The organism is uncultured Algibacter sp. (assembly GCF_947487605.1).
Classification (GTDB): Bacteria; Bacteroidota; Bacteroidia; order Flavobacteriales; family Flavobacteriaceae; genus Algibacter_D.
In genome coordinates this window covers 1-22,105 of the sequence record NZ_CANKXK010000005.1, presented here as the reverse complement: position 1 = coordinate 22,105, position 22,105 = coordinate 1, and the positions used below count along the sequence as shown (strand labels likewise).

The 22,105-nt window shown below is 32.3% G+C and carries 22 protein-coding genes; 13 read left to right on the top strand and 9 right to left on the bottom strand.

What is annotated here, in order from left to right; genetic code table 11:
* Positions 1 to 597: an acyl carrier protein phosphodiesterase gene (locus Q0739_RS07010; RefSeq protein WP_298238000.1), complete on the bottom strand. Its 597-nt coding sequence runs from the start codon at positions 595 to 597 to the stop codon at positions 1 to 3.
* 78 nt (positions 598 to 675) lie between these two features.
* Between Q0739_RS07010 and glmM the strand changes: the two genes are divergently transcribed.
* Entirely contained in the window at positions 676 to 2,064 is a 1,389-nt protein-coding gene (gene glmM / locus Q0739_RS07005; protein WP_298237999.1) for a phosphoglucosamine mutase, read from the top strand.
* Here glmM and Q0739_RS07000 read toward each other — a convergent pair.
* Positions 2,061 to 2,939: a lysophospholipid acyltransferase family protein gene (locus tag Q0739_RS07000; RefSeq protein WP_298237998.1), complete on the bottom strand. Its 879-nt coding sequence runs from the start codon at positions 2,937 to 2,939 to the stop codon at positions 2,061 to 2,063. The genes glmM and Q0739_RS07000 overlap by 4 nt on opposite strands.
* Positions 2,940 to 2,994: 55 nt before the next feature.
* On the opposite strand from Q0739_RS07000, the gene Q0739_RS06995 reads away from it, so the two are divergent.
* Positions 2,995 to 3,666: a rhomboid family intramembrane serine protease gene (locus Q0739_RS06995; protein ID WP_298237997.1), complete on the top strand. Its 672-nt coding sequence runs from the start codon at positions 2,995 to 2,997 to the stop codon at positions 3,664 to 3,666.
* Positions 3,667 to 3,731: 65 nt separating this feature from the next.
* Here Q0739_RS06995 and Q0739_RS06990 read toward each other — a convergent pair whose 3' ends face one another.
* Positions 3,732 to 4,538, bottom strand: a complete 807-nt coding sequence (locus Q0739_RS06990) for a hypothetical protein (RefSeq protein ID WP_298237996.1) — start codon at positions 4,536 to 4,538, stop codon at positions 3,732 to 3,734.
* A 254-nt stretch (positions 4,539 to 4,792) separates the two neighbouring features.
* Here Q0739_RS06990 and lon point away from each other — a divergent pair, with 254 nt between their 5' ends.
* The 3 genes from lon (at position 4,793) to cmk (ending at position 9,223) form a co-directional block, all read left to right on the top strand.
* Positions 4,793 to 7,243 carry an endopeptidase La gene (gene lon, locus Q0739_RS06985; protein ID WP_298237995.1) on the top strand — a complete coding sequence of 817 codons (2,451 nt, stop codon included), beginning with the start codon at positions 4,793 to 4,795 and terminating at the stop codon, positions 7,241 to 7,243.
* A 256-nt stretch (positions 7,244 to 7,499) separates the two neighbouring features.
* The gene (porQ, locus tag Q0739_RS06980; protein WP_298237994.1) at positions 7,500 to 8,522 is read left to right on the top strand and encodes a type IX secretion system protein PorQ; all 1,023 of its coding nucleotides are present in this window, start codon (positions 7,500 to 7,502) and stop codon (positions 8,520 to 8,522) included.
* Positions 8,522 to 9,223 carry a (d)CMP kinase gene (gene cmk / locus Q0739_RS06975; RefSeq protein WP_298237993.1) on the top strand — a complete coding sequence of 234 codons (702 nt, stop codon included), beginning with the start codon at positions 8,522 to 8,524 and terminating at the stop codon, positions 9,221 to 9,223. Before porQ ends, cmk begins: the two co-directional genes overlap by 1 nt.
* A 50-nt stretch (positions 9,224 to 9,273) precedes the next feature.
* On the opposite strand, the gene Q0739_RS06970 is transcribed toward cmk, so the two are convergent.
* On the bottom strand, positions 9,274 to 9,654 hold the full coding sequence (locus Q0739_RS06970) for a LysM peptidoglycan-binding domain-containing protein (protein ID WP_298237992.1): 381 nt from the start codon (positions 9,652 to 9,654) through the stop codon (positions 9,274 to 9,276).
* Between the two features lie 350 nt (positions 9,655 to 10,004).
* Between Q0739_RS06970 and rpsA the strand changes: the two genes are divergently transcribed.
* The 6 genes from rpsA to Q0739_RS06940 all read left to right on the top strand — a co-directional run bounded on the left by rpsA (position 10,005) and on the right by Q0739_RS06940 (position 15,273).
* Positions 10,005 to 11,837 carry a 30S ribosomal protein S1 gene (gene rpsA / locus Q0739_RS06965; protein WP_298237991.1) on the top strand — a complete coding sequence of 611 codons (1,833 nt, stop codon included), beginning with the start codon at positions 10,005 to 10,007 and terminating at the stop codon, positions 11,835 to 11,837.
* A 124-nt stretch (positions 11,838 to 11,961) separates the two neighbouring features.
* Positions 11,962 to 12,501: a bifunctional pyr operon transcriptional regulator/uracil phosphoribosyltransferase PyrR gene (gene pyrR / locus Q0739_RS06960; RefSeq protein WP_298238214.1), complete on the top strand. Its 540-nt coding sequence runs from the start codon at positions 11,962 to 11,964 to the stop codon at positions 12,499 to 12,501.
* Positions 12,502 to 12,626: 125 nt separating this feature from the next.
* Positions 12,627 to 13,556 carry an aspartate carbamoyltransferase catalytic subunit gene (locus Q0739_RS06955; RefSeq protein WP_298237990.1) on the top strand — a complete coding sequence of 310 codons (930 nt, stop codon included), beginning with the start codon at positions 12,627 to 12,629 and terminating at the stop codon, positions 13,554 to 13,556.
* A 2-nt stretch (positions 13,557 to 13,558) separates the two neighbouring features.
* Positions 13,559 to 13,891 (top strand): ribonuclease Z, encoded by a 333-nt coding sequence (locus tag Q0739_RS06950; protein WP_298237989.1) that lies wholly within the window; start codon positions 13,559 to 13,561, stop codon positions 13,889 to 13,891.
* Between the two features lies 1 nt (position 13,892).
* Positions 13,893 to 14,363, top strand: a complete 471-nt coding sequence (locus tag Q0739_RS06945; RefSeq protein ID WP_298237988.1) for a DUF3291 domain-containing protein — start codon at positions 13,893 to 13,895, stop codon at positions 14,361 to 14,363.
* Position 14,364: 1 nt separating this feature from the next.
* The gene (locus Q0739_RS06940; RefSeq protein ID WP_298237987.1) at positions 14,365 to 15,273 is read left to right on the top strand and encodes a ribonuclease Z; all 909 of its coding nucleotides are present in this window, start codon (positions 14,365 to 14,367) and stop codon (positions 15,271 to 15,273) included.
* A 2-nt stretch (positions 15,274 to 15,275) separates the two neighbouring features.
* On the opposite strand, the gene Q0739_RS06935 is transcribed toward Q0739_RS06940, so the two are convergent.
* Positions 15,276 to 15,704: an SRPBCC family protein gene (locus Q0739_RS06935; protein ID WP_298237986.1), complete on the bottom strand. Its 429-nt coding sequence runs from the start codon at positions 15,702 to 15,704 to the stop codon at positions 15,276 to 15,278.
* A gap of 72 nt (positions 15,705 to 15,776) precedes the next feature.
* On the opposite strand from Q0739_RS06935, the gene pdxH reads away from it, so the two are divergent.
* Both pdxH and Q0739_RS06925 read left to right on the top strand, forming a co-directional pair.
* Entirely contained in the window at positions 15,777 to 16,424 is a 648-nt protein-coding gene (pdxH, locus tag Q0739_RS06930) for a pyridoxamine 5'-phosphate oxidase (protein WP_298237985.1), read from the top strand.
* Positions 16,425 to 16,589: 165 nt separating this feature from the next.
* Positions 16,590 to 17,084, top strand: coding sequence for a CAP domain-containing protein (locus tag Q0739_RS06925; protein ID WP_298237984.1), 495 nt, complete (start codon positions 16,590 to 16,592; stop codon positions 17,082 to 17,084).
* Between the two features lie 208 nt (positions 17,085 to 17,292).
* On the opposite strand, the gene Q0739_RS06920 is transcribed toward Q0739_RS06925, so the two are convergent.
* The 4 genes from Q0739_RS06920 to Q0739_RS06905 all read right to left on the bottom strand — a co-directional run.
* Positions 17,293 to 17,676, bottom strand: coding sequence for a hypothetical protein (locus Q0739_RS06920; RefSeq protein ID WP_298237983.1), 384 nt, complete (start codon positions 17,674 to 17,676; stop codon positions 17,293 to 17,295).
* A 242-nt stretch (positions 17,677 to 17,918) separates the two neighbouring features.
* Positions 17,919 to 19,835: an OmpA family protein gene (locus Q0739_RS06915; protein WP_298237982.1), complete on the bottom strand. Its 1,917-nt coding sequence runs from the start codon at positions 19,833 to 19,835 to the stop codon at positions 17,919 to 17,921.
* 15 nt (positions 19,836 to 19,850) lie between these two features.
* A complete protein-coding gene (locus tag Q0739_RS06910) occupies positions 19,851 to 20,771 on the bottom strand; it encodes a type IX secretion system membrane protein PorP/SprF (RefSeq protein WP_298237981.1) in 921 nt (306 codons plus the stop codon).
* A gap of 11 nt (positions 20,772 to 20,782) precedes the next feature.
* On the bottom strand, positions 20,783 to 22,105 hold a 1,323-nt coding region (locus Q0739_RS06905; protein WP_298237980.1), incomplete at its 5' end, for a gliding motility-associated C-terminal domain-containing protein.

The following is a 22,105-nucleotide window of genomic DNA, read 5'->3' as shown; positions in this document are numbered from 1 at the left end:
TTATAATTGTGAAGTTAACTCGTTTAATTTTGATTTAGAAAATTCGATGAGTTCTTCAAAGAAATGTGTAAACTCTTTTTCGAAAGCTGAATAGAATTCTTCAAGTTCATTTACAGCTTCATTCATGCCAGAACGATGTTTTGTTCTTCTATTCATGCCTTCTAAAACCCTAGTTATTCCATCAATAGAAGCGTAGCTTAGAAGCCAGTTATCGGTTACCATAAAAGGCATCATTTTTTGGATACGAAGTGGTAATATATCATAATTTTCTTCTAATGAGTTATAAAATTTTTGCACATAATCATCTAAAGGTTCATCGCAATATATATTCCAATTTTTTGCAAGAAAATGATCGTATAAAATATCTACAATCACACCAGAGTAGTGTCCATATTTTTCATGCAATCGCTTAGTGCTCATTCTTACAGTCTTATGTGCATCTGTATAGGTGTCAATATTGCGATGCAATAATATGCCAGTTTGAATGTCTATAGGGTAATTTTTATAATCTTTTCCTTTGATGCCATCAGCAATAAAATTACCAATTGTAACTAAATCATTTTCTCCAGAAAGATAGATATGTGCTAAAAAATTCATTCGTGTAATTTACGAATTAGGATTTAAGAATTACAGTTTTCTAATTGTATATTTGTTGCTTAATAAAAATTCTTATTCATGACGCTTATAAAATCAATTTCTGGAATTAGAGGTACTATTGGTGGTCAAGTAGGTGATAATTTAACACCTATTGACGTCGTTAAGTTTGCGGCAGCATATGGTGTTTGGGTTAAACAGCAACGCCAAAAAGAAATTTACAAAATAGTAGTTGGACGCGATGCTCGAATTTCTGGTAAAATGATTCAGAATTTAGTTATGAACACGTTGGTTGGTCAAGGAATTCATGTTGTAAATGTGGGACTTTCTACAACCCCAACTGTAGAAATGGCTGTTCCTATGGAACATGCTGATGGAGGAATTATCTTAACTGCAAGCCATAATCCAAAGCAATGGAATGCACTTAAGTTGTTAAATAAAGATGGCGAATTTTTAAATGGTGAAGAAGGCGCTAAAATTTTGGAAATAGCAGAAAGTGATACAATGTCTTTTTCAGATATCGATAGCTTAGGAAAAATAACTAAGAATCAGGCATATTTCGATTTACATATTATTGAAGTTTTGGATTTACCATTGGTTAACGTTAAGGCTATTGAGCAATCTAGATTTAAAGTAGTTGTAGATGGTGTTAATTCTTCGGGAGGTGTTATTATTCCGTTGCTTTTAGAGCGTTTAGGTGTTGATGTTATTAAGTTATATTGTGAACCTACTGGTTATTTTCCTCATAATCCAGAGCCACTCAAAGAACATTTAACAGATTTGTCTGAGAAAGTAGTAAAAGAACGTGCAGATTTTGGTATTGTAGTCGATCCAGATGTAGACCGTTTAGCGTTTGTAGATGAAAATGGTGAGATGTTTGGTGAAGAATATACTTTGGTTGCTTGTGCAGATTATGTATTAAGTATAACACCAGCAAACACCGTAAGTAATATGAGCTCTACAAGAGCACTTCGCGATGTAACTGAAAAGCATGGTGGCACTTATGAAGCTAGTGCGGTAGGAGAAGTTAATGTTGTTAATTTAATGAAGAAAAACAATGTAGTAATAGGAGGAGAGGGTAATGGTGGAATTATCTACCCAGAGTCTCATTATGGACGCGATGCACTTGTTGGCATAGCATTGTTTTTAAGCTTGCTAGCAGATAAGAAAATGCGAGTTAGTGAACTTCGTAAAACATATCCTAATTACTTTATGAGTAAAAAGAAGATAGAGTTAACACCTAGCTTAGATGTTGATGGTATTCTAAAAACAATGGAGGATCGTTATAAAAATGAAGATTTAACTACCATAGATGGCGTAAAAATAGATTTTTCAGATAGTTGGGTTCATTTACGAAAAAGTAATACAGAGCCTATTATTAGAATTTATACAGAGGCTAAAACACAAACCGAGGCAGATGCTTTAGCAGATAAGTTTATAACTGAAATAGGAGAAGTGGCAAAAAATTAATGCTGCTTTTTACGATGCTTCCATCGTTTATGCGTCCAAAAATAGAACTCTGGAGCTTTATAAATTTGTGCTTCAACCAGTTTTAAATACTTATTTGTGATTTCATAATTCTTATAATCTTTTGGGGTGGTCGTTATAGTTTCGAAAGTTGTTTCGTAATATCCACGCTTTATTTTATTAACAGCAAAAAATACAACTGGCATATCTAATTTTTTAGCTAACATTTCGGCGCCAGTATGCACAGGTGTGTTAACACCCATAAACTCATTCCAATAAAAAGCTTTATCCAATCTTGGTGACTGGTCTGCAACAAAACCACTTATAGTTAATTCGTTATTCCTTTTAGCTCTTATTAGAGAAGGTATTGCCTCTTTTGTGCTTATTAAATAGCTATTGTATTTAGCTCTTTTACGCTTAATTAGCGCATCAAAATATTTATTAGCTAATGGCTTGTAAACACCATAACCTTTGCTTTTAATATAGGTTTGAAGTATAAAAATCCATTCAAAATTCCCATAATGAGCACACATTAAAATAGTGTTTCTCTGTTTTTTTTCTAGCTCTCGAATTAATTCTACATTAGTAAATTTGAAGCGTTTTTTCATTTCAGCTTCAGAAATAGTTAAAGATTTAATAGACTCTACTATTAAATCGCAAAAGTGATGGTAGAATTTATTAGAAATACGTTTAATTTCAATCTCACGTTTTTCAGGGAAAACCAATTTCAAATTTTCATAGACTACTTTTTTTCTGTAGCCTACAATGTAATAAACTATAACATAGAGAAAATCCGAAAAGAGATAAAGCAATTTAAAGGGCAATATAGAAATTAGCCATAAAAATGGATAAACAAGAATATAGACTAGAAATTGCATGAATTAATTTTAGATTTGCAAATATATATTATTTGACTTTAAACCTTTGGACTCAATGGGCAATTTAGATGTAATTACTATTATAATTATCGCAGCGAATATATTTGTATCGTACAAGGGGTTCAATGATTTTGGTTTTTTCGAAAGGCACAAATTTAATATAGGTAGCATTAGGAGAGGAGAACAATTTAGAATGCTAAGTACAGGATTTTTACATGCAGACACTGCTCATCTATTCTTCAATATGTTTGCGTTATATCTTTTTTCTGGCCAAGTGATTTATGAAGTAGGTCAATATAGTTTTTTTATAATTTACATAGGAAGTTTGGTTGCTGGTAGCTTATTATCTTTATATTTTCATAAAAACGAATATCATTACAGTGCTGTTGGAGCAAGCGGAGCTGTAACAGGAATTTTATATTCTGCAATCCTTTTAAATCCAGAACGGGAGTATTACTTTCTATTTTTGCCTTCTCGAATAGGCAATGTAGACTTAGGTATTCCAGGTTATATCTTAGGAATAGGTTATTTATTGTATTCGATTTACGGAATGAAAAAAAGGACAGGAAATATAGGGCATGATGCACATTTTGGAGGAGCTATTGGTGGTTTTGTTATTACTTTAATACTATCTCCTTGGTTATTTGAAACTAATTTATTGATGATTGGCTTATTAACATTGCCAATTATTTTGTTGTTTGTTTTGAAGAAAATTGGGAAAATCTAAAAAAGAAAAGCGTAAGCCTAAATTAGGTTTACGCTTTATAAATGGTTTATTAATTAATTATTTATTTATTGATAAATAAACTCTAGTGTTTCAATGTCTACAACTTGGTTGCCGTATTTAGACGTATATGTGCCAGTAATAGGAAAACCTTGATTATTATAAGTATACTCGTAGGTATCGTTGTAATTATCTCCAGCACTGTTATCATCTTCAGTAAAACTTATTACGTTATTAGTGTTTCCAAAAATTAAAGATCCAAATTCATTTTCACTTAAAAGATTTAAAATTTCAACAGTATGGATATTTTGGAAGGCATTATTTTCATTATCATAAGTATAAGTTTCAGTAAAGCCATCATCATGGGCTATTTCAATTATATTGTTGCTTGAATAAGAGATGGTTTCTGTCCAAGCTAGTTCAAAGCCAGCATTGGAATCAAAATAATCAATATATACTACTTTCGTTATAGTTCCTTCAGGATTATAGGTAAATATATTTTCATATTGGCGGTCATCTAACCCCGAATTAGGGTAAAAAATTTCCGTTGATTTAGTTAAAACGTTCTGTGAGTTATACTCTAGTACTATAGAAGCTGTAAGTATATTTTCTTCATAATAATCGTCTTTAATCAAGTTATTATTTCCATCATAAGTATAAACATTTTTGTAACCATCACCATAATCGACACTAGTAAGTTTATTGCTATCGTAGTTAAATGTATTTATATATTCATCAGATGTACCTTTTGCATAAACTATTTGTTTCACTAAAACATCGTCTAGAACTTGTGAGTCTGGATTGTCATTGGAATCCGAACTACAGGATAGAACACTGATTAATAAAACACTTAGTAAAATTAATTTTAATTTCATGGTTTTGAGTTTAAGTTAAGTATCAAAAATAGATATATAATCTTACATATAAAATAATTTATTAGGAAAAACCTTAATTAATTTATATTGATAGTAATGATTAGTTTCAGTCTGGCACAGCTATTGACTTTATAATACTGATGTATATCTTAGTTTGCATTCAAATTACTGATATTCAATATTTTAAAATATTTAATTTGAATTATAAAAAATGATCAATCTTGTTTTAATGACAGATTGACCTAAATATATTTATGAAGAAATCTAATATTATGACTCTTGACACTTTGTCATTACAGGAATTTGATGAAAACTCAGAGTTAATTCCACTAATGACTCCAGAGGATGAAGAAGCTATAAATAACGAGAAGTTACCTGAAACCTTACCAATCCTTTCTTTAAGAAATACTGTATTGTTTCCTGGTGTTGTTATACCAATTACTGCTGGACGCGATAAGTCAATAAAACTTATAAATGATGCTAATAAAGGAGGAAAAGTTATAGGAGTTGTTGCACAGAAAGATGAATCAGTCGAAAATCCTTCAGCAAAAGAAATTCATGAAACTGGTACGGTTGCCAGAATATTACGTGTTTTAAAAATGCCAGATGGTAATGTTACTGTAATCATTCAAGGGAAAAAGCGTTTTAAAGTTGCCGAAGTACTTACCGAGGAGCCATATATGAACGCCACTATAAGAGATATTCCTGAGGCAAAACCAGCTGTAAATAATAAGGAGTTTTCTGCAATTATCGATTCTATAAAGGACTTAGCATTAGAAATAATTAAAGAAAGTCCTAACATTCCAAGTGAGGCCTCGTTTGCTATTAAAAACATAGAGAGTAATTCGTTTCTAGTAAACTTTGTGTCTTCAAACATGAATCTTTCAGTTACAGAAAAACAATCTTTACTTGAGATAAATGATTTGAAAGAACGTGCTTTAGCTACGCTTAAGTTCATGAATATTGAATTTCAGAAGTTAGAACTTAAAAACGATATCCAATCTAAGGTTCAGATGGATATGAGCCAACAACAGCGCGAATATTTCTTACATCAACAAATGAAAACAATTCAAGAAGAACTTGGAGGTGTGAGTCATGATGAAGAAATTGAAGAAATGAAGGCTCGAGCAAATGAAAAGCAATGGGATGAAGACGTAGCAAAACATTTTGAGAAGGAGATTGCGAAAATGCAACGAATGAATCCACAAGTTGCCGAATATTCTATTCAACGCAATTACTTAGAACTGTTTTTAGATTTACCTTGGAACGAGTTTAGCACCGATAAGTTTGATTTAAAACGCGCAAAAAAAATATTAGACAGAGATCATTTTGGTTTGGAAGATGTAAAACGCAGAATTATTGAATATCTAGCGGTATTAAAACTTCGCAACGATATGAAATCACCAATTTTATGTCTCTATGGCCCTCCAGGAGTTGGTAAAACATCTTTAGGAAAATCTATTGCCGAGGCTTTGGGTAGAGAATATGTACGCATTTCTTTAGGCGGCTTAAGAGATGAGGCAGAGATTCGCGGACATAGAAAAACCTATATAGGAGCTATGCCAGGGCGTATAATTCAAAGTTTAAAAAAGGCAGGAACATCAAACCCAGTTTTTGTTTTAGATGAAATTGATAAATTATCAAACTCGCATCAAGGAGATCCTTCTTCTGCCATGTTAGAAGTATTAGATCCTGAGCAAAATAGTGAGTTTTATGATAACTTTTTAGAAATGGGTTACGACCTGTCTAAAGTTATGTTTATCGCAACATCAAATAGTTTGTCTACAATTCAACCTGCTTTACGTGACCGTATGGAAATTATTAATGTTACGGGTTATACAATTGAAGAAAAGGTAGAAATTGGAAAACGCCATTTATTACCAAAACAATTAAAAGAGCATGGTTTAACCACAGATAATTTGAAGATAGGAAAGCCTCAACTTGAGAAAATTGTTGAAGGATATACACGAGAATCTGGCGTTCGAGGGCTAGAAAAGCAAATAGCAAAAATGGTGCGTTATGCTGCCAAAAATATTGCTATGGAAGAAGATTATAACATAAAAGTTTCTAACGAAGACATAATTGAGGTATTAGGCGGTCCTAAACTAGAAAGAGATAAATACGAAAACAACAACGTAGCTGGAGTAGTAACGGGATTAGCTTGGACACGCGTTGGTGGTGATATTTTATTTATTGAATCCATTTTATCAAAAGGGAAAGGCAGCCTTTCAATTACTGGAAACTTAGGAAAGGTAATGAAAGAATCGGCTACCATTGCTATGGAATATATAAAGTCGAATGCTGATGAATTTGGTATTGATACTACTATTTTCGAGAAGTACAACGTTCATATTCACGTGCCAGAAGGTGCTACACCAAAAGATGGTCCTAGTGCAGGTGTTACTATGCTTACATCGTTAGTCTCTTTATTTACACAACGAAAAGTAAAGAAAAGCCTAGCTATGACAGGTGAAATTACACTAAGAGGTAAAGTTTTACCAGTAGGAGGTATTAAAGAAAAAATTCTTGCTGCAAAGCGTGCTAGAATTAAAGAAATTTTACTTTGTGAAGATAACCGACGTGATATTGACGAAATTAAGCCAGAATATTTAAATGGACTTACATTCCACTATGTTACAGATATGAGTGACGTTATAAAATTGGCTGTAACTAGTCAAAAAGTTAAAAACGCAAAAAAACTATAAACTTTATTATTACATTTAAAAACCTCGGATTAATTCGAGGTTTTTTTGTGTTTTAAAATAAATGAGACATGCTATCGTTTTAAAATAGATTTACTTTAAGATGAACTCCATGAATTATAATTTCAAGGTTTCCTTTAAAATTGTCATTCTAAAAAAAATGGACTCTATATAAAGAATAATTAAAAGGAATAAAGCAAATCCAATTAAATAACATGAAGCCTTTTAATAAATTTTTTATTTCCTTTGTGCCGTAAATATGCTGAAAAAGAATATCATAATTTTTTATTTGTTGTTGAGTGTTTGCTTGCATGCTCAAGTAGGAGGCGAATCGACCTATCAATTCTTAAATTTGGTATCATCTCCTCGTCAGGCAGCGTTGGGAGGCAAGGTGCTTACAAATGTAGATTACGATGTAACTCAAGCTCTATTTAACCCAGCTACTATAAATCCAGAAATGGATAATCAATTAGCTTTAAATTATACAAGTTATTTAGGAGATATTGGTTACGGTACAGCGTCGTACGCATATACAGTTGATAGACGTACACAAACCTTTCATGCAGGAATTACCTATATTAATTATGGAACTTTTGATGGGTATGATGAAGACGGGAATGCTACAGGAACATTTACAGGTAACGAGGCAGCCCTATCTGTAGGGTATGCTTTGCAATTGGGATATTCCGATTTTTATTTTGGAGCAAATGTTAAGCTAATTACTTCAAAATTAGAACAGTATAATTCTATTGGAGCTGCTGTAGACTTAGGTTTATTGTATATAAATGAAGATATAGATTTTAATGCCGCATTAGCAATTAGAAACCTAGGGTCGCAAATTACAACTTATGCAGGTTTAAATGAGCCATTACCATTTGAAATCGATTTTGGTATGTCACAAACATTAGAGCATGTTCCATTAAGATGGCATGTTACTTTTGAAAACCTACAAGATTGGCCAATAGCTAGACCTAATCCAGCAAGAGCTACTAGCGATTTAGGAGGAAATCAAACCTCCGAGAAAATAGCTTTCTTGGGGCAGGTTATAAGACACACTATTCTTGGAGCCGAATTATTTCCAGAAGGTGGTTTTAATATCAGACTTGGTTATAACTTTAGAAGAGGTGAGGAGTTACGTATTGTTGATCAGCGAAATTTTTCTGGATTATCTGCTGGAATTTCAATAAAAATGAATAAAATGCGCTTTAGTTATACGCATGCTAAATATACGAGTGCAGCCAATTCAAACTTTTTTGGATTGCAAATTGATTTGAATCCGTGATGAGTAATAATAAAATAACCATAGCTATTGATGGATTTTCCTCCACAGGAAAGAGTACGGTTGCAAAGCAACTTGCAAAACATCTAGGGTATATTTATGTCGATTCTGGAGCGATGTATCGAGCTATTACTTACTTTGCTATGGAGAATGGTTTTATTAATGATCTTAATTTTAATATTGAAGCTATAATTTCTCAGCTAGACAGTATTGACATAAGTTTTAAATTTAATAAAGAACTTGGTTTTGCTGAAGTTTATTTGAATGATGAAAATATTGAAAAAGATATTAGAACCCTTGAGGTTTCGAGTTTTGTTAGCAAAGTAGCTACCATATCTGAAGTAAGGCAAAAATTGGTAGAACAACAGCAAGAAATGGGACGGCATAAAGGTGTTGTTATGGATGGTCGAGATATTGGAACCGTTGTATTTCCAGATGCAGAACTAAAATTATTTATGACTGCCTCTGCAGAAACCAGAGCTATACGCCGTTACCATGAGCTTTTAGAAAGAGGCAACAATGTTAATTATGAAGATGTTTTAAAAAATGTTCAAGAACGTGATTATATTGACTCTAACAGAGAAGATTCTCCTCTGGTTAAAGCAGAGGATGCTATTGCATTAGATAACTCAAATATGACATTGCAAGATCAGTTTGATAAAATATTACAATTAGCAAAAATGACAATTGAGGGTATGGAATAAAAAAAACGGCAATTTGCCGTTTTTTTTATTATTAAATATTTCCTTTTCAATTATAAATTAGGAATAATCAATTCTTGATCTGGATAAATTAAATCTGGATTCTTTAATATATCTGTGTTTGCTGCAAAAATTTCTTTATACTTCATAGCATCACCATAATAATGTTTCGCTATTTTTCCTAAAGTTTCACCACTATTAACAACATGTCTGTGATATACACTTTCGTCTGCAACAGTTATGTTCGCCATAATATCAGAAGGGCTATCACCGCCTATTTCTTTTATTTTGTCCCAAAGGATATTTTTTTCATATTGTGTATTAGCCGTTCCCTTTACTTTTAGAACACCATTTTCTTCAGTTACACTACCGTCTTGAATGTTTAAAGATTCTCCTAAATCAAGAACTGATTGGTATTTTGCTTTCATTGTCATAATTGTGAATTTTAAATTAATTTGAGTTTTACAAGATAATAAATTTCTTATCTTTTTTAATAAATTAAGGTTTTACTTTTGTTATCTTTTTATAAGACACAGGCGGTTTAAAAAAGTCACATTCATTTCAAACATTTATATAGGTTAAATCAAGGGGCGCATAAGAATTAAAAAACTTATTATTTATTTTCTCATTTTTAGGTAATTACCTCAATAATATGTATTTTTGCGCTCCTTTTAGCGAATAGTCGGAAAGATAAAAGGAATGAAACATAAAAATAATTTACCACTTCTGTTTATTAATCGCTTAAAACTTCCGAAATAAATAGAATACAAATCTTAATCAGCACATGGCTGAAAACGAAAAACAAGCTGAAGTTGAAGTAACTGAAACTACAGCAGTTGAAGCTCCAGTAGTATCTGAAGCACAAGCAAACCCAGAAAAATTCTTAAAAGAGTTCAATTGGCACAATTACCAAGAAGGTATTGATGAAGTTGACGACAAACAATTACAAGAATTTGAAAAATTAGTAGCAGAAAACTTTGTAGACACTTTAAATGACGAAGTTGTTGAAGGTACAGTAGTACATATCTCAGATAGAGATGCTATTATTGACATCAATGCAAAATCTGAAGGTGTAATCTCATTAAATGAATTCCGTTACAATCCTAACTTAGCTGTTGGAGATAAAGTAGAAGTATTAATTGACGTTCGTGAAGATGCAACAGGACAATTAGTATTATCTCATAGAAAAGCAAGAGTAATTAAAGCATGGGATAGAGTAAATGCTGCTCATGACACAGGTGAAATTGTAAACGGTTTTGTTAAGTGCAGAACTAAAGGTGGTATGATTGTAGATGTTTTTGGAATTGAAGCATTCTTACCAGGTTCTCAAATTGATGTTAAACCAATTAGAGATTACGATCAGTATGTAAATAAAACTATGGAATTCAAAGTTGTAAAAATCAACCACGAATTTAAAAACGTAGTAGTTTCTCATAAAGCACTTATTGAAGCTGATATTGAAGAACAAAAGAAAGAAATTATTGGTCAATTAGAAAAAGGTCAAGTATTAGAAGGTGTTGTTAAAAACATCACATCTTACGGTGTATTTATTGATCTTGGTGGTGTAGACGGATTAGTTCATATTACAGATTTATCTTGGTCTAGAATCAATCACCCTAACGAAATTGTAGAATTAGACCAAAAACTTAATGTTGTAATCCTTGATTTTGATGAAAACAAATCAAGAATCCAATTAGGATTAAAACAATTAAGCAAACACCCATGGGAAGCTCTTGCAGAAGAGGTGAAAGTAGGTGATAAAGTAAAAGGTAAAGTAGTTGTTATTGCAGATTACGGTGCGTTTATTGAAGTAGCAGATGGTGTTGAAGGATTAATTCACGTTTCTGAAATGTCTTGGTCTACACATTTACGTTCTGCTCAAGATTTCGTTTCTGTAGGAGATGAGGTAGATGCAGTAATCTTAACTTTAGATAGAGAAGATCGTAAAATGTCTCTTGGTATCAAACAATTAACGCCAGATCCATGGACAGATATCACAGGTAAATACCCATTAGCTTCTAAGCATACAGGTATTGTGCGTAACTTTACAAACTTTGGTGTTTTTGTTGAATTAGAAGAAGGTATTGACGGATTAATTTATATTTCAGATTTATCTTGGACTAAGAAAATCAAGCATCCATCTGAGTTTTGTGCAGTAGGTGATAAATTAGACGTTGTTGTCTTAGAATTAGATGTAGAAGGACGTAAATTAAGTTTAGGTCACAAACAAACTACAGATAATCCTTGGGATAAGTATGAAACTGAGTTCGCTTTAGAAACTGTTCATAAAGCAGCAATCTCCGAAATAGTTGATAAAGGTGCTACGGTAGCATTTAACGAAGATATCGTTGCCTTTATACCATCTCGTCATCTTGAAAAAGAAGACGGTAATAAACTTAAAAAAGGAGAAGAAGCAGAATTCAAAATCATTGAATTTAACAAAGAGTTTAAACGTGTAGTAGCGTCTCACACAGCAATATTTAAAGCTGAAGAGATTAAAAACGTAAAAGCAGCAGCCAAAAAAGCGGCAACTGCAGCAGCAGAAGCAAAACCAACTTTAGGTGATGCTAATGATGCTTTACAAGCTCTTAAAGATAAAATGGACGGTAAGAAATAATTTTCCCAACATTTATAACTTAAAGCCTTCAAGAAATTGAAGGCTTTTTTTATTATCAGTATTTATCATCTGCAATTTTAAATTTTTGCATTACCTTTGTACCCCAGATACGTTTGGATTATATATGAGTCAAAAAGTTTTACTTAACGCAAAAGAGGTAAACATCATTCTTCATCGATTGGCTTGTCAACTAATTGAAAAACACAACGATTTTTCTAACACAGTTTTAATAGGCTTACAGCCTCGTGGTGTGTTTTTAGCTGATAGATTAGCCAAAATACTACGAGAAGATTATAAGGTTAAAAATATTCAATTAGGACATTTAGACATTACATTTTATAGAGACGATTTTCGCCGAGGCGATAAAACATTGGCTGCCAATAAAACAGAAATTAATTTTATAGTCGAAGATAAAAACATCATTTTTATAGACGACGTATTATATACTGGTCGAAGCATAAGAGCGGCTTTAACGGCTATACAATCTTTTGGAAGACCAAACGAAATTGAATTATTAACGTTAATTGATAGACGTTTTAGCAGACATTTACCTATTCAACCAGACTATAGAGGTCGACAGGTCGATGTTATTAATAACGAAAAAGTAAAAGTAAATTGGAAAGAGCATGATGATGAAGATTCGGTTTACTTAATTGAAAAATAATTAAAGTTTGAAGGCAGGAGCAGGAAGTTAGAAGTTCTTGTCAGGTTGAGCCTTTCGACTGTCGTTCAAGACAGGCTAAAGTCGAAACCTAATTAAATTAATAAAAATATCTAATAAGAGCTACAATGAGCGAATTAAGTGTGAATCACTTATTAGGAATAAAATATCTTAACAAACAAGATATTGAACTTATTTTTAAAACAGCCGACCACTTTAAAGAAGTAATCAATAGACCTATTAAAAAAGTCCCTTCACTTCGAGATATTACTATTGCCAATTTATTTTTTGAAAACTCTACAAGAACTAAACTATCCTTTGAATTAGCAGAAAAGCGTTTGTCTGCAGATGTTATAAACTTTTCATCAGCACAATCATCAGTAAAAAAAGGGGAGACCTTAATAGATACTGTAAATAACATTTTATCTATGAAAGTAGATATGGTAGTTATGAGGCATCCTAACCCTGGAGCAGGTGTTTTTCTATCAAAGCACGTTAAAGCAAGCATTATTAATGCAGGTGATGGGGCTCATGAGCATCCAACGCAAGCATTACTGGACTCTTATTCTATTAGAGAAAAACTAGGAGAGGTTAAAGGTAAAAAAGTGGTTATAGTAGGCGATATTTTACATAGTAGAGTGGCACTTTCTAATATTTACGCACTGCAATTACAAGGAGCAGAAGTTATGGTCTGCGGGCCAAAAACCTTATTACCAAAATATATAGATAAATTAGGGGTTAAGGTAGAGACTAATTTGCGCAAAGCTTTAAACTGGTGCGATGTTGCAAATATGTTAAGAGTTCAAAATGAACGTATGGAAATAAACTATTTTCCTTCTACAAGAGAATATACACAACAATTTGGAGTTAATAAGGCCCTATTAGATTCTTTAGATAAAGAAATTACTATCATGCATCCAGGACCAATTAATAGAGGAGTTGAAATAACTAGTGATGTAGCCGATTCTAAACAAGCCATAATTCTAGATCAAGTACAAAATGGTGTTGCTATAAGGATGGCAGTTATTTATTTGCTAGCATCAAAAATAAAACAATAGGTATGATAATAGATAAAAATGGTAATGTCTCTATCATTACCCAAGAAAAGGCAACTATAGTTGAATTAGTAAAAAAAATTCAAGCATTATATCCTAAATTTAAGAATGACAATATTATAATTAGTCTAACTAGTTTAAACAAAATAAGTTTAGAAGATATTGTTGAATTTCTTCAATTATCAAACACACATAGAAATACGAAACATTCCTTTGTAATTGTTTCAGATAAGGTAGATTTAAATGTTATCCCAGATGAAATAATTGTAGTTCCAAGCATTCAAGAAGCTTACGATATTATTGAAATGGAAGAAATGGAGCGTGATTTAGGGTTTTAATATGAGTGAGTTTCATCTAGCACAAGTAAATATTGCAAAACGATTGGCACCTATGGAAGACCCAATCATGCAAGATTTTGTAAATAACTTAGATAGAATAAATGCCATAGCAGATAAAGCAGAAGGATTTATTTGGCGCCTTCAAGATGAAGATAAAGATGAAGCCCTTGAAGTCTTTCAAGATGACACCTTAATTATTAATATGTCTGTTTGGACAGACTTAGAAGCATTATTTAATTACACATATAAATCTGGACATATTGAAGTTTTTAAACGTAAAAAAGAATGGTTTTCTAAAATGAAAATAATGCACATGGCCTTTTGGTATGTACCAATTGGTTATGAACCAACGTTTCAAGATGCAAAAAATCGATTAGATTATCTAAACACTTATGGCAATACACCTTTTGCTTTTAGTTTTAAAAGCAACTTTTCGGTAACCGATTTTTTAAATTATAAACCGAGTAAATAAAATGAAATTATCAATACTCGGATGCTATAGTGCCACACCAAGAGCTTTAACCAATACAACATCTCAAGTACTAGAAATTAGTAACCACATGTTTTTAATTGATTGTGGTGAAGGAACTCAAGTACAGCTTCGTAAGCATAAAATAAAATTTAATCGTATAAAACATATTTTTATTTCTCATTTACATGGAGATCATTTTTTTGGTTTGGTAGGTTTAATTTCTACGTTTAGATTGCTTACCAGAGAAGCCGATTTACATGTTTATGGTCCAAAAGGTATAAAAGAAGTGGTCACGCTTCAAATGAAACTCGCCGATTCTTGGACTAATTACAATATTTTCTTTCATGAATTAACTTCTACAGAATCAGAATTAATTTTTGAAGATGAAGTGGTTGAAGTTCACACCATTCCTTTAGAACATAGGGTCTACACAAATGGTTTTTTGTTTAAAGAGAAACCTAAAGACCGAAAATTAGATATTACTGCCGCTGAAGATGCAAAAATAAACGTTGCATATTATAGAAAACTCAAGCAAGGCTTTGATGTAACAAATGAAGAAGGGAAATTAATAAAGAACACGCTTGTAACTAAAAATGGAAAGAAACCAAAAAGCTATGCGTTTTGTAGTGACACTGTTTATAATGAAAGTATTATTCCAATTATAAAAAATGCAGATGTTTTATATCACGAATCTACATTTTTAGAAAAACATGCCCATTTAGGACCAAAAACGAAGCATTCTACAGCCAAAGAAGCCGCTAGTATTGCTAAAAAAGCTAATGTAGGCACATTGATACTTGGGCATTATTCAACGCGTTACGATAGTTTAAATGCATTCAAGGAAGAAGCAAAAGAAGTTTTTGATAATGTAGAATTAGCAGAAGATGGTAAAACCTTCGATTTTAAATAGAACTATACTTTTTCACAATAAGCTTTAAACCTCACAAGCCATTTATCTACTTGATTTTTAAACATATTTGGGAATAGTTTCGCAATTAGTTTTATAACAAAACCTTTAAATTCTAAATACTCAATTTCTGTATCTAACTTGGTTTTGTTTTTATTTATAGCCGTGAACTTTGATAGCATGGTATTTGTCATACTCTTATGCTCGTAAGTTGCATAAAACTCGTTAGGTAATTTGTTGTGAATTATAGTTTCTATCAAATCAAACTTCTTATAAACCAATTTACATTTTGCTCCAGCCTCTCCTTCAACACCACTTATTAATTCTACTCTTATAAAATCTTTTTGCGATTCTTTTAAGGCTTGAGGGTCTTCAAAATGTTTAGCAACTTCAATTATTGGCTTATTAATTTCTATAGCACAAACAAATTTCATAGCATAAAGTTTGGTATTAATATAATAAAAATGTTTTATAAATATTTTAAAAAACACGTAACTTGCAACTGTATGGAAAAGGATTTAGGCAACTATAGAAAATCTTACGAGAAAGGCGAATTACTTTTAAGCGAAGTGCCAGAAAACCCTATGGAACTATTTCAAAAATGGTTTTATGAGGTAGATCGTTTTTTTGCTGAAGATGAAACCAACGCTATGACAATTTCCACCATTGGTGTTGATAGCTATCCAAAAAATAGGGTAGTGCTACTTAAAAAGTACACCTATGAAGGGTTTATATTCTATACCAATTATACAAGTGAAAAAGGAAAGGCTATAGAGGCAAACCCTAGCGTATGCTTGTCGTTTTTCTGGCATGGGGCAGAGCGACAAATTATTATTAAGGGTAAAGCAGAAAAAATAGCATCAAATTTAAGTGATGGTTATTTTGAGTCGCGCCCAAGAGGAAGCCAATTAGGTGCAATCGCATCCAATCAAAGTGAAGTTGTATTTAATAGAGAAGTTTTAGAAAAAAAATTATTATCTCTTGAAAAAAAATTTGAAGGCAAGGAAATCCCTAGACCAGTAACTTGGGGTGGTTATATTGTAAAGCCAGTAGAAATTGAATTCTGGCAAGGACGCCCTAATAGACTTCATGATAGAATACGTTATCAACTTCAAAAGGACTACAATTGGCAAATTCATCGATTATCTCCATAAAATATCGTTGAAATACACCTTTTTGATTCTAAAAAACGTATTTCATCGATTAAAAACATAATGTATCGACAAAATACATGTATTTAATCGATTTTAACATTTCCTTAACACTCTCTTCTAAGTAGGCTGCTAATTTTACAGAACCAAATCTAAATTTACCTACTTATGAAGTTATTAAGAAAACTGCCTTTATTGGCACTGTTTACTATCCTAACATACTCATGTTCAACGGATAGTGTAGACGATCAAGTTGAAGCTATTACTGAAAATCTTGTAGTACCTACTGCTAAAACTATTGAGATTGAAATCTTAGAGCTTATTAATAATCATAGACTTTCAGAAGGTCTAAATCCATTAAATGCCTTACCTGTTGTAAAATCTGTTGCATATACACATACAGACTATATGGTTGATAATGCTGTTGTTTCTCACGATAATTTTTATACTAGAAGCAGTTATTTAAAAAATAATGCTGGAGCTAAAATTGTTTCAGAAAATGTTGCTTACGGGTATACTTCTGCTCAGTCCGTTGTTAATGCGTGGATAAGAAGTGAAGGACATAAAGCAAACATAGAAGGCGATTTTACAAACTTTGAAATTTCTGCTGAACAAAACTCTGAAGGAAAGTGGTATTATACCAACATCTTCATAAAGAAATAATATTGTTTAATATTATTAAGCAATAACCCCATAACCTTTTATTTACTGATTAGTAGCAACTAAGTATTAGTCTATTATGACTTTTTACACTGGTAATTAAATGGTTATTTTTTGATAACTTGTTGTTATTGAATTTAGCTTTAGGTATAAAATCCTCTCAGAGATGAGAGGATTTTTTTAGTTCTTAAGATGGACTTCAAACATTAGTCTATCTATTGTCTTTCAATGATATGTATGTTATTGCTATCAATATCGGTAATACGATTAGTTCTTTCACCATTTGGTGTTTTTTCAATTTGAGGTAACGTATAATTAAGTTTTTTGGTCTTGAAAATATAGAATCTATAGATTTATCGGTAAATCCAATATGTCTAGTGTAATAGTGTTGTGTTGTATCTCCAATAAATTCGCCTAAATGTAATTCAGCATTACCTCCAATGGAAAGCCATTTTGCTTTTATATGTTTTCTGTATGGAAAAGGGTAGTTGATTGTATCAAAATTAAAGATATACTGATAACATGCAACACTAGAATCTAAATCTATTACCAACAATGCCGTATGGTTATATGAAGCAAAAGGACATGTTTCCATAACTCCCTATAAATTATTTTGTTTATATGACTTTTAACATGTAGTTAAGAAGAATAGTATACTTATAACTAGCGTACAAAGGTTAGTGAAATCTTAATTGTTTTTATAGCTGTTATCTTTTTTAGTAGGTAAGGCTGAATAATTTAAACAATTACTAAACAATCGTGAGCTGTTAAATTAACTAAAAAACCACCAAGCTTTCACTTGATGGTTTTAAAAATTATTGTTTGAGGTTCAAACGTCTATTCCATTTGAATAATTATAAATTCAGTACGTCTGTTTAATTGATGGTTATCTTCTTCACAATTTATACTTCCATCACATCCATTAGTTAATCTACGCTCACCAAATCCTTGATGTTCTGTAATTCTTGAAGCATCAACTCCTTGAGAAACTATGTACTCGTAAGTAGAATTAGCTCTATCTATAGATAATTTATCGTTGTATGATAATGTACCTCTAGAATCGGTATGCGACTCAATTCTAATTACCATTCCTGGATAATCTTCGTTCATTAACTTAACAATTTTATCAAGCTCTAATGCAGCATCAGGTCGAATATTATGCTTGTCGAAATCGAAGTAAATAATACCTAAATCGGCTAATTTAACAACATCGCGTACTGGTGTTAATTCTAGATCTGCAGTAATAGTTGTTACGCTAGTTTCAATGTTTTTAGAAGTGAAGTTTTTAACATCATCTTCATATTTTTTCTGGCTAGCAGTAATTTTATAATCTACATCTCTATCAATATTGATTTCATAATAGCCTTCTTCATCAGTTTCCATATAAGCAATCTGCTTACCATTACCATCTAACAATGTAATTATAGCATTTGGTACAGGTTTTTTATTCACAATATCTGTTACAGTACCTTCAACGTTTAATAATGGTACTCTGTTGTATGCATAAATATCGTCATCTCCCATGCCACCAGCTCTATTGGAAGCAAAGTATCCTGAAAGCCCATCTTCATTCATTGTAAAAGAGAAATCATCTTTACTTGAATTTACTGGAACACCAAGGTTGATGATATCAACGATGTCACCATCTTCATTGGCAATGGTTCCAAAAATATCTAACATTCCAAGACCAACATGACCATCTGAAGAAAAGAATAAACTTCCTTCATTGTTTAAATATGGCATACCTTCGGCTCCTTTAGTATTTACTACTTCACCTAAGTTTTTAGGCTCTCCTAAAGAACCATCGTCATTAATATCTACAGAATAAATATCTGATGCGCCCATGCCACCAGGTCTATCTGATGCAAAATATAGTTTTTTATTGTCAGGACTCAAGGCAGGGTGTTGTGTACTGTATTCTGAATCGTTAATAGATAAATCCTCAACGTTAGTCCAAGTACTATCGACTAGAGTTGCTCTATAAATTTTTACTTGGTTTATGCCTTTACTATTACTGTCGTAAACATTCTTAATAAAGCTATTTCTAGTGAAATACATAGTATTACCATCATTTGTAATAGTAACAGGACCATCGTGATAGATAGAGTTTACATCACCTTTTATTTTTGAAGTATGATCTGCAGGTTCTTTACTATCTTTTTCAACAGCATACATATCTAAGAAGGGTTGCTCGTTCCAGCCATATAATCGCTTAATAGATACTCCTTCATCACGAGTTGAAGCAAAGTATATTTTACCGTTATGCTCATAAGCTCCAAAATCGCTTAACTTTGAATTATGATTAAACTTCTTTAAAAAATATTGTTGCTTTGCATTAAAGATGTTTGTAATGAAATTACCTTTTTTCAAATACTTACTAGTATTTATAACGCCTCCAGAATCTTTATAACGTTTCATCCATTCTTTAGATTCGTCGTATTTTTCAATACCTCTTAAAGCTTGTGCATAGTTATAATAGTATTCAATTGGAATATTTTCTTGATTAACAGCTTTTTTATAATATTTGGCTGCATTTTTAGAATCTCTAAGAAGCGCGTAGCAATCTGCTAACCTTCTAATAGCATAATCCTCATTGTATTTATTTTCTATAAGTTCTTGATAAGCTTCAGAAGCTTTTACAAATGAAAACTTATTAAATAAAGTATCTGCTTTTTTCTGTTTTCCATATTGCGCCGAAGCTGTAAAACTCACCGTCAATAGGATACAAACTAATATGTAATTTTTTAATTTCATGGGGTGATTTTTTTATTAGAAATATCTAGGTGATTTTAATTTATTGCTTAAGAACTTGAACTCATATATTAATAATACTTCATGAGTACCATTCGTAAAGTTGTTGATATCGGATATAGGTTTCTCGTAAGCATAACCTACACGTAACTGTCTTGAAACTTGAAAATCGGCAAAGCCACCAAATGCTCCAGTACGTTCGTTAACTCTATAAGAACCACCTAACCAAAATTTCTCATTAAATAAGAAGTTCGCTGTTAAGTCATAAGATAGTGGTGCACCATTTGTTGCTTTAACTAAATATGATGGCTTAAACTTAATGTTTTTGCTTAAATCGAATACATAACCACCAGTAAAATAGTAGCTCAATCGTTCAAGAGCTTCAAATCCATCTTCTCGGTTTCTGTCTGTATTCAATACACGAGGAGCAGATAAACCTACATACCATTTATTCGTGTGCCAAAAAACACCTAAACCAATATTAGGACTCCATCTATCTTCGATACCTCTAATAGAAGGATCGAAACTTTGAGATGCTTGAAAATCTGGATCCAAACTATAGCCTGTTAAACCACCTTTAATACCAAAAGCTAATTTGCCATCAACACCAGTTGGAATAGTATATGAGAAATCTCCATATAAATAAGAGTAATTCTCTGGGCCTAAATCATCTTGAATAAAAGACAACCCTACGCCAATTCTATCATTTCTTAAAGGTGTATGAATAGAAAGTGTTTGCGTTACTGGGCCACCATCAAAGCCAACCCACTGACTTCTATGCAAGCCTACAATGCTTAAGGCTTCTCTACTACCTGCATAAGCAGGGTTTATAGAAATTGTATTGTACATGTACTGTGTGAACTGCGGCAATTGCTGCGCAACTCCAAACGTACAACTAAACAATGCAATTGCGATTATGTAATGTTTAATAAGTTTCATAGGTTAAAGTTTTATTTGGTTCCTAAGTAAACTGGTCCAGTAAAAGGAGGTAATCCAACTCCACCGTTTCCAGTACTATTTTTTAAAGTGACTATATAATAATATGTTCCATTTGGAGCAGTATCTGAATTACCGATTGAGCCATTTGCTTGTCCTTCCCATTTAAGAGGATCTGGTGTGCCAGTTGCATTGACCCCTAATGGGTAACTATTAGACTCGAAAATTAGAGCTCCCCATCTGTTAAATATCTTAACTTCTGCTAAGAATCCACAATTAGGATCGGCATCAATGTCGAATGATTGATTATAACTATCACCATTTGGCGTAACTGCTTTAGAAATAACTATATCATTTGAAGTACATGGGAATACCACACATTCGTTATTTACATTTATTGTCACCTCAGTTGTTTCTAAACATTCTGTTGGGCTTGTGTACGTATAGCTAAATACATAATCACCATTGAAATCTAATAAGTTTGATGGGTCAAAAATATTATCGGTCAGTATAGGCGTTCCAACACCTGATACAAATGTCCAGCTAGCATCATCATCTAAATCACTTACATACTGATTAAGGTCTACTGTGCCATCATCAACACAAGCTTCATCTGAAACTTGAGTTATAAATTCATCAACAGTTACTGTTATGATTTGCTCAACTTCCCTTTCTAAACCACAATCATCAACTGCTCTCCAAGTTCTTTTAATCTCATATTCTTCAGTATCATTTGTAGTATACATAAACTCTTCTGTGAAAGTAACAGTTACATTTGTTGAACAGTTATCAGCAAACGTTAATTCTGCCGCATCAGGAATGTTATCACAACTCACAGAAATAGGAGCAGGGAATTCAGTTATTAACTCAGGAGCCGTTGTATCAGAGATAACGAAAGTTTGATCTTGACTAGAAGTCAATCCACATTCATCAGTTGCTGTAAAGGTTACAGTTATAGTATCAGTACATCCTTGTGAGTCCCAAGTACCTTCTGTGAAGCTCATTGTAGCAGCACCACAAATATCGGTAGAAGTTACTCCAGCGAAACCATCTCTCCAAGCGATATAATCGGCATTAAGAGCAGGATCATCACCTGTACACTCAGCAGCTCCATCAGCACCACCAGCTAAAGCAGGAGGCGTTGTATCAGAGATAACGAAAGTTTGATTTTGACTAGAAGTCAATCCACATTCATCAGTAGCTGTAAAGGTTACAATTATAGTATCAGTACATCCTTGTGAATCCCAAGTACCTTCTGTGAAGCTCATTGTAGCAGCACCACAAATATCGGTAGAAGTTACACCAGCGAAACCATCTCTCCAAGCGATATAATCGGC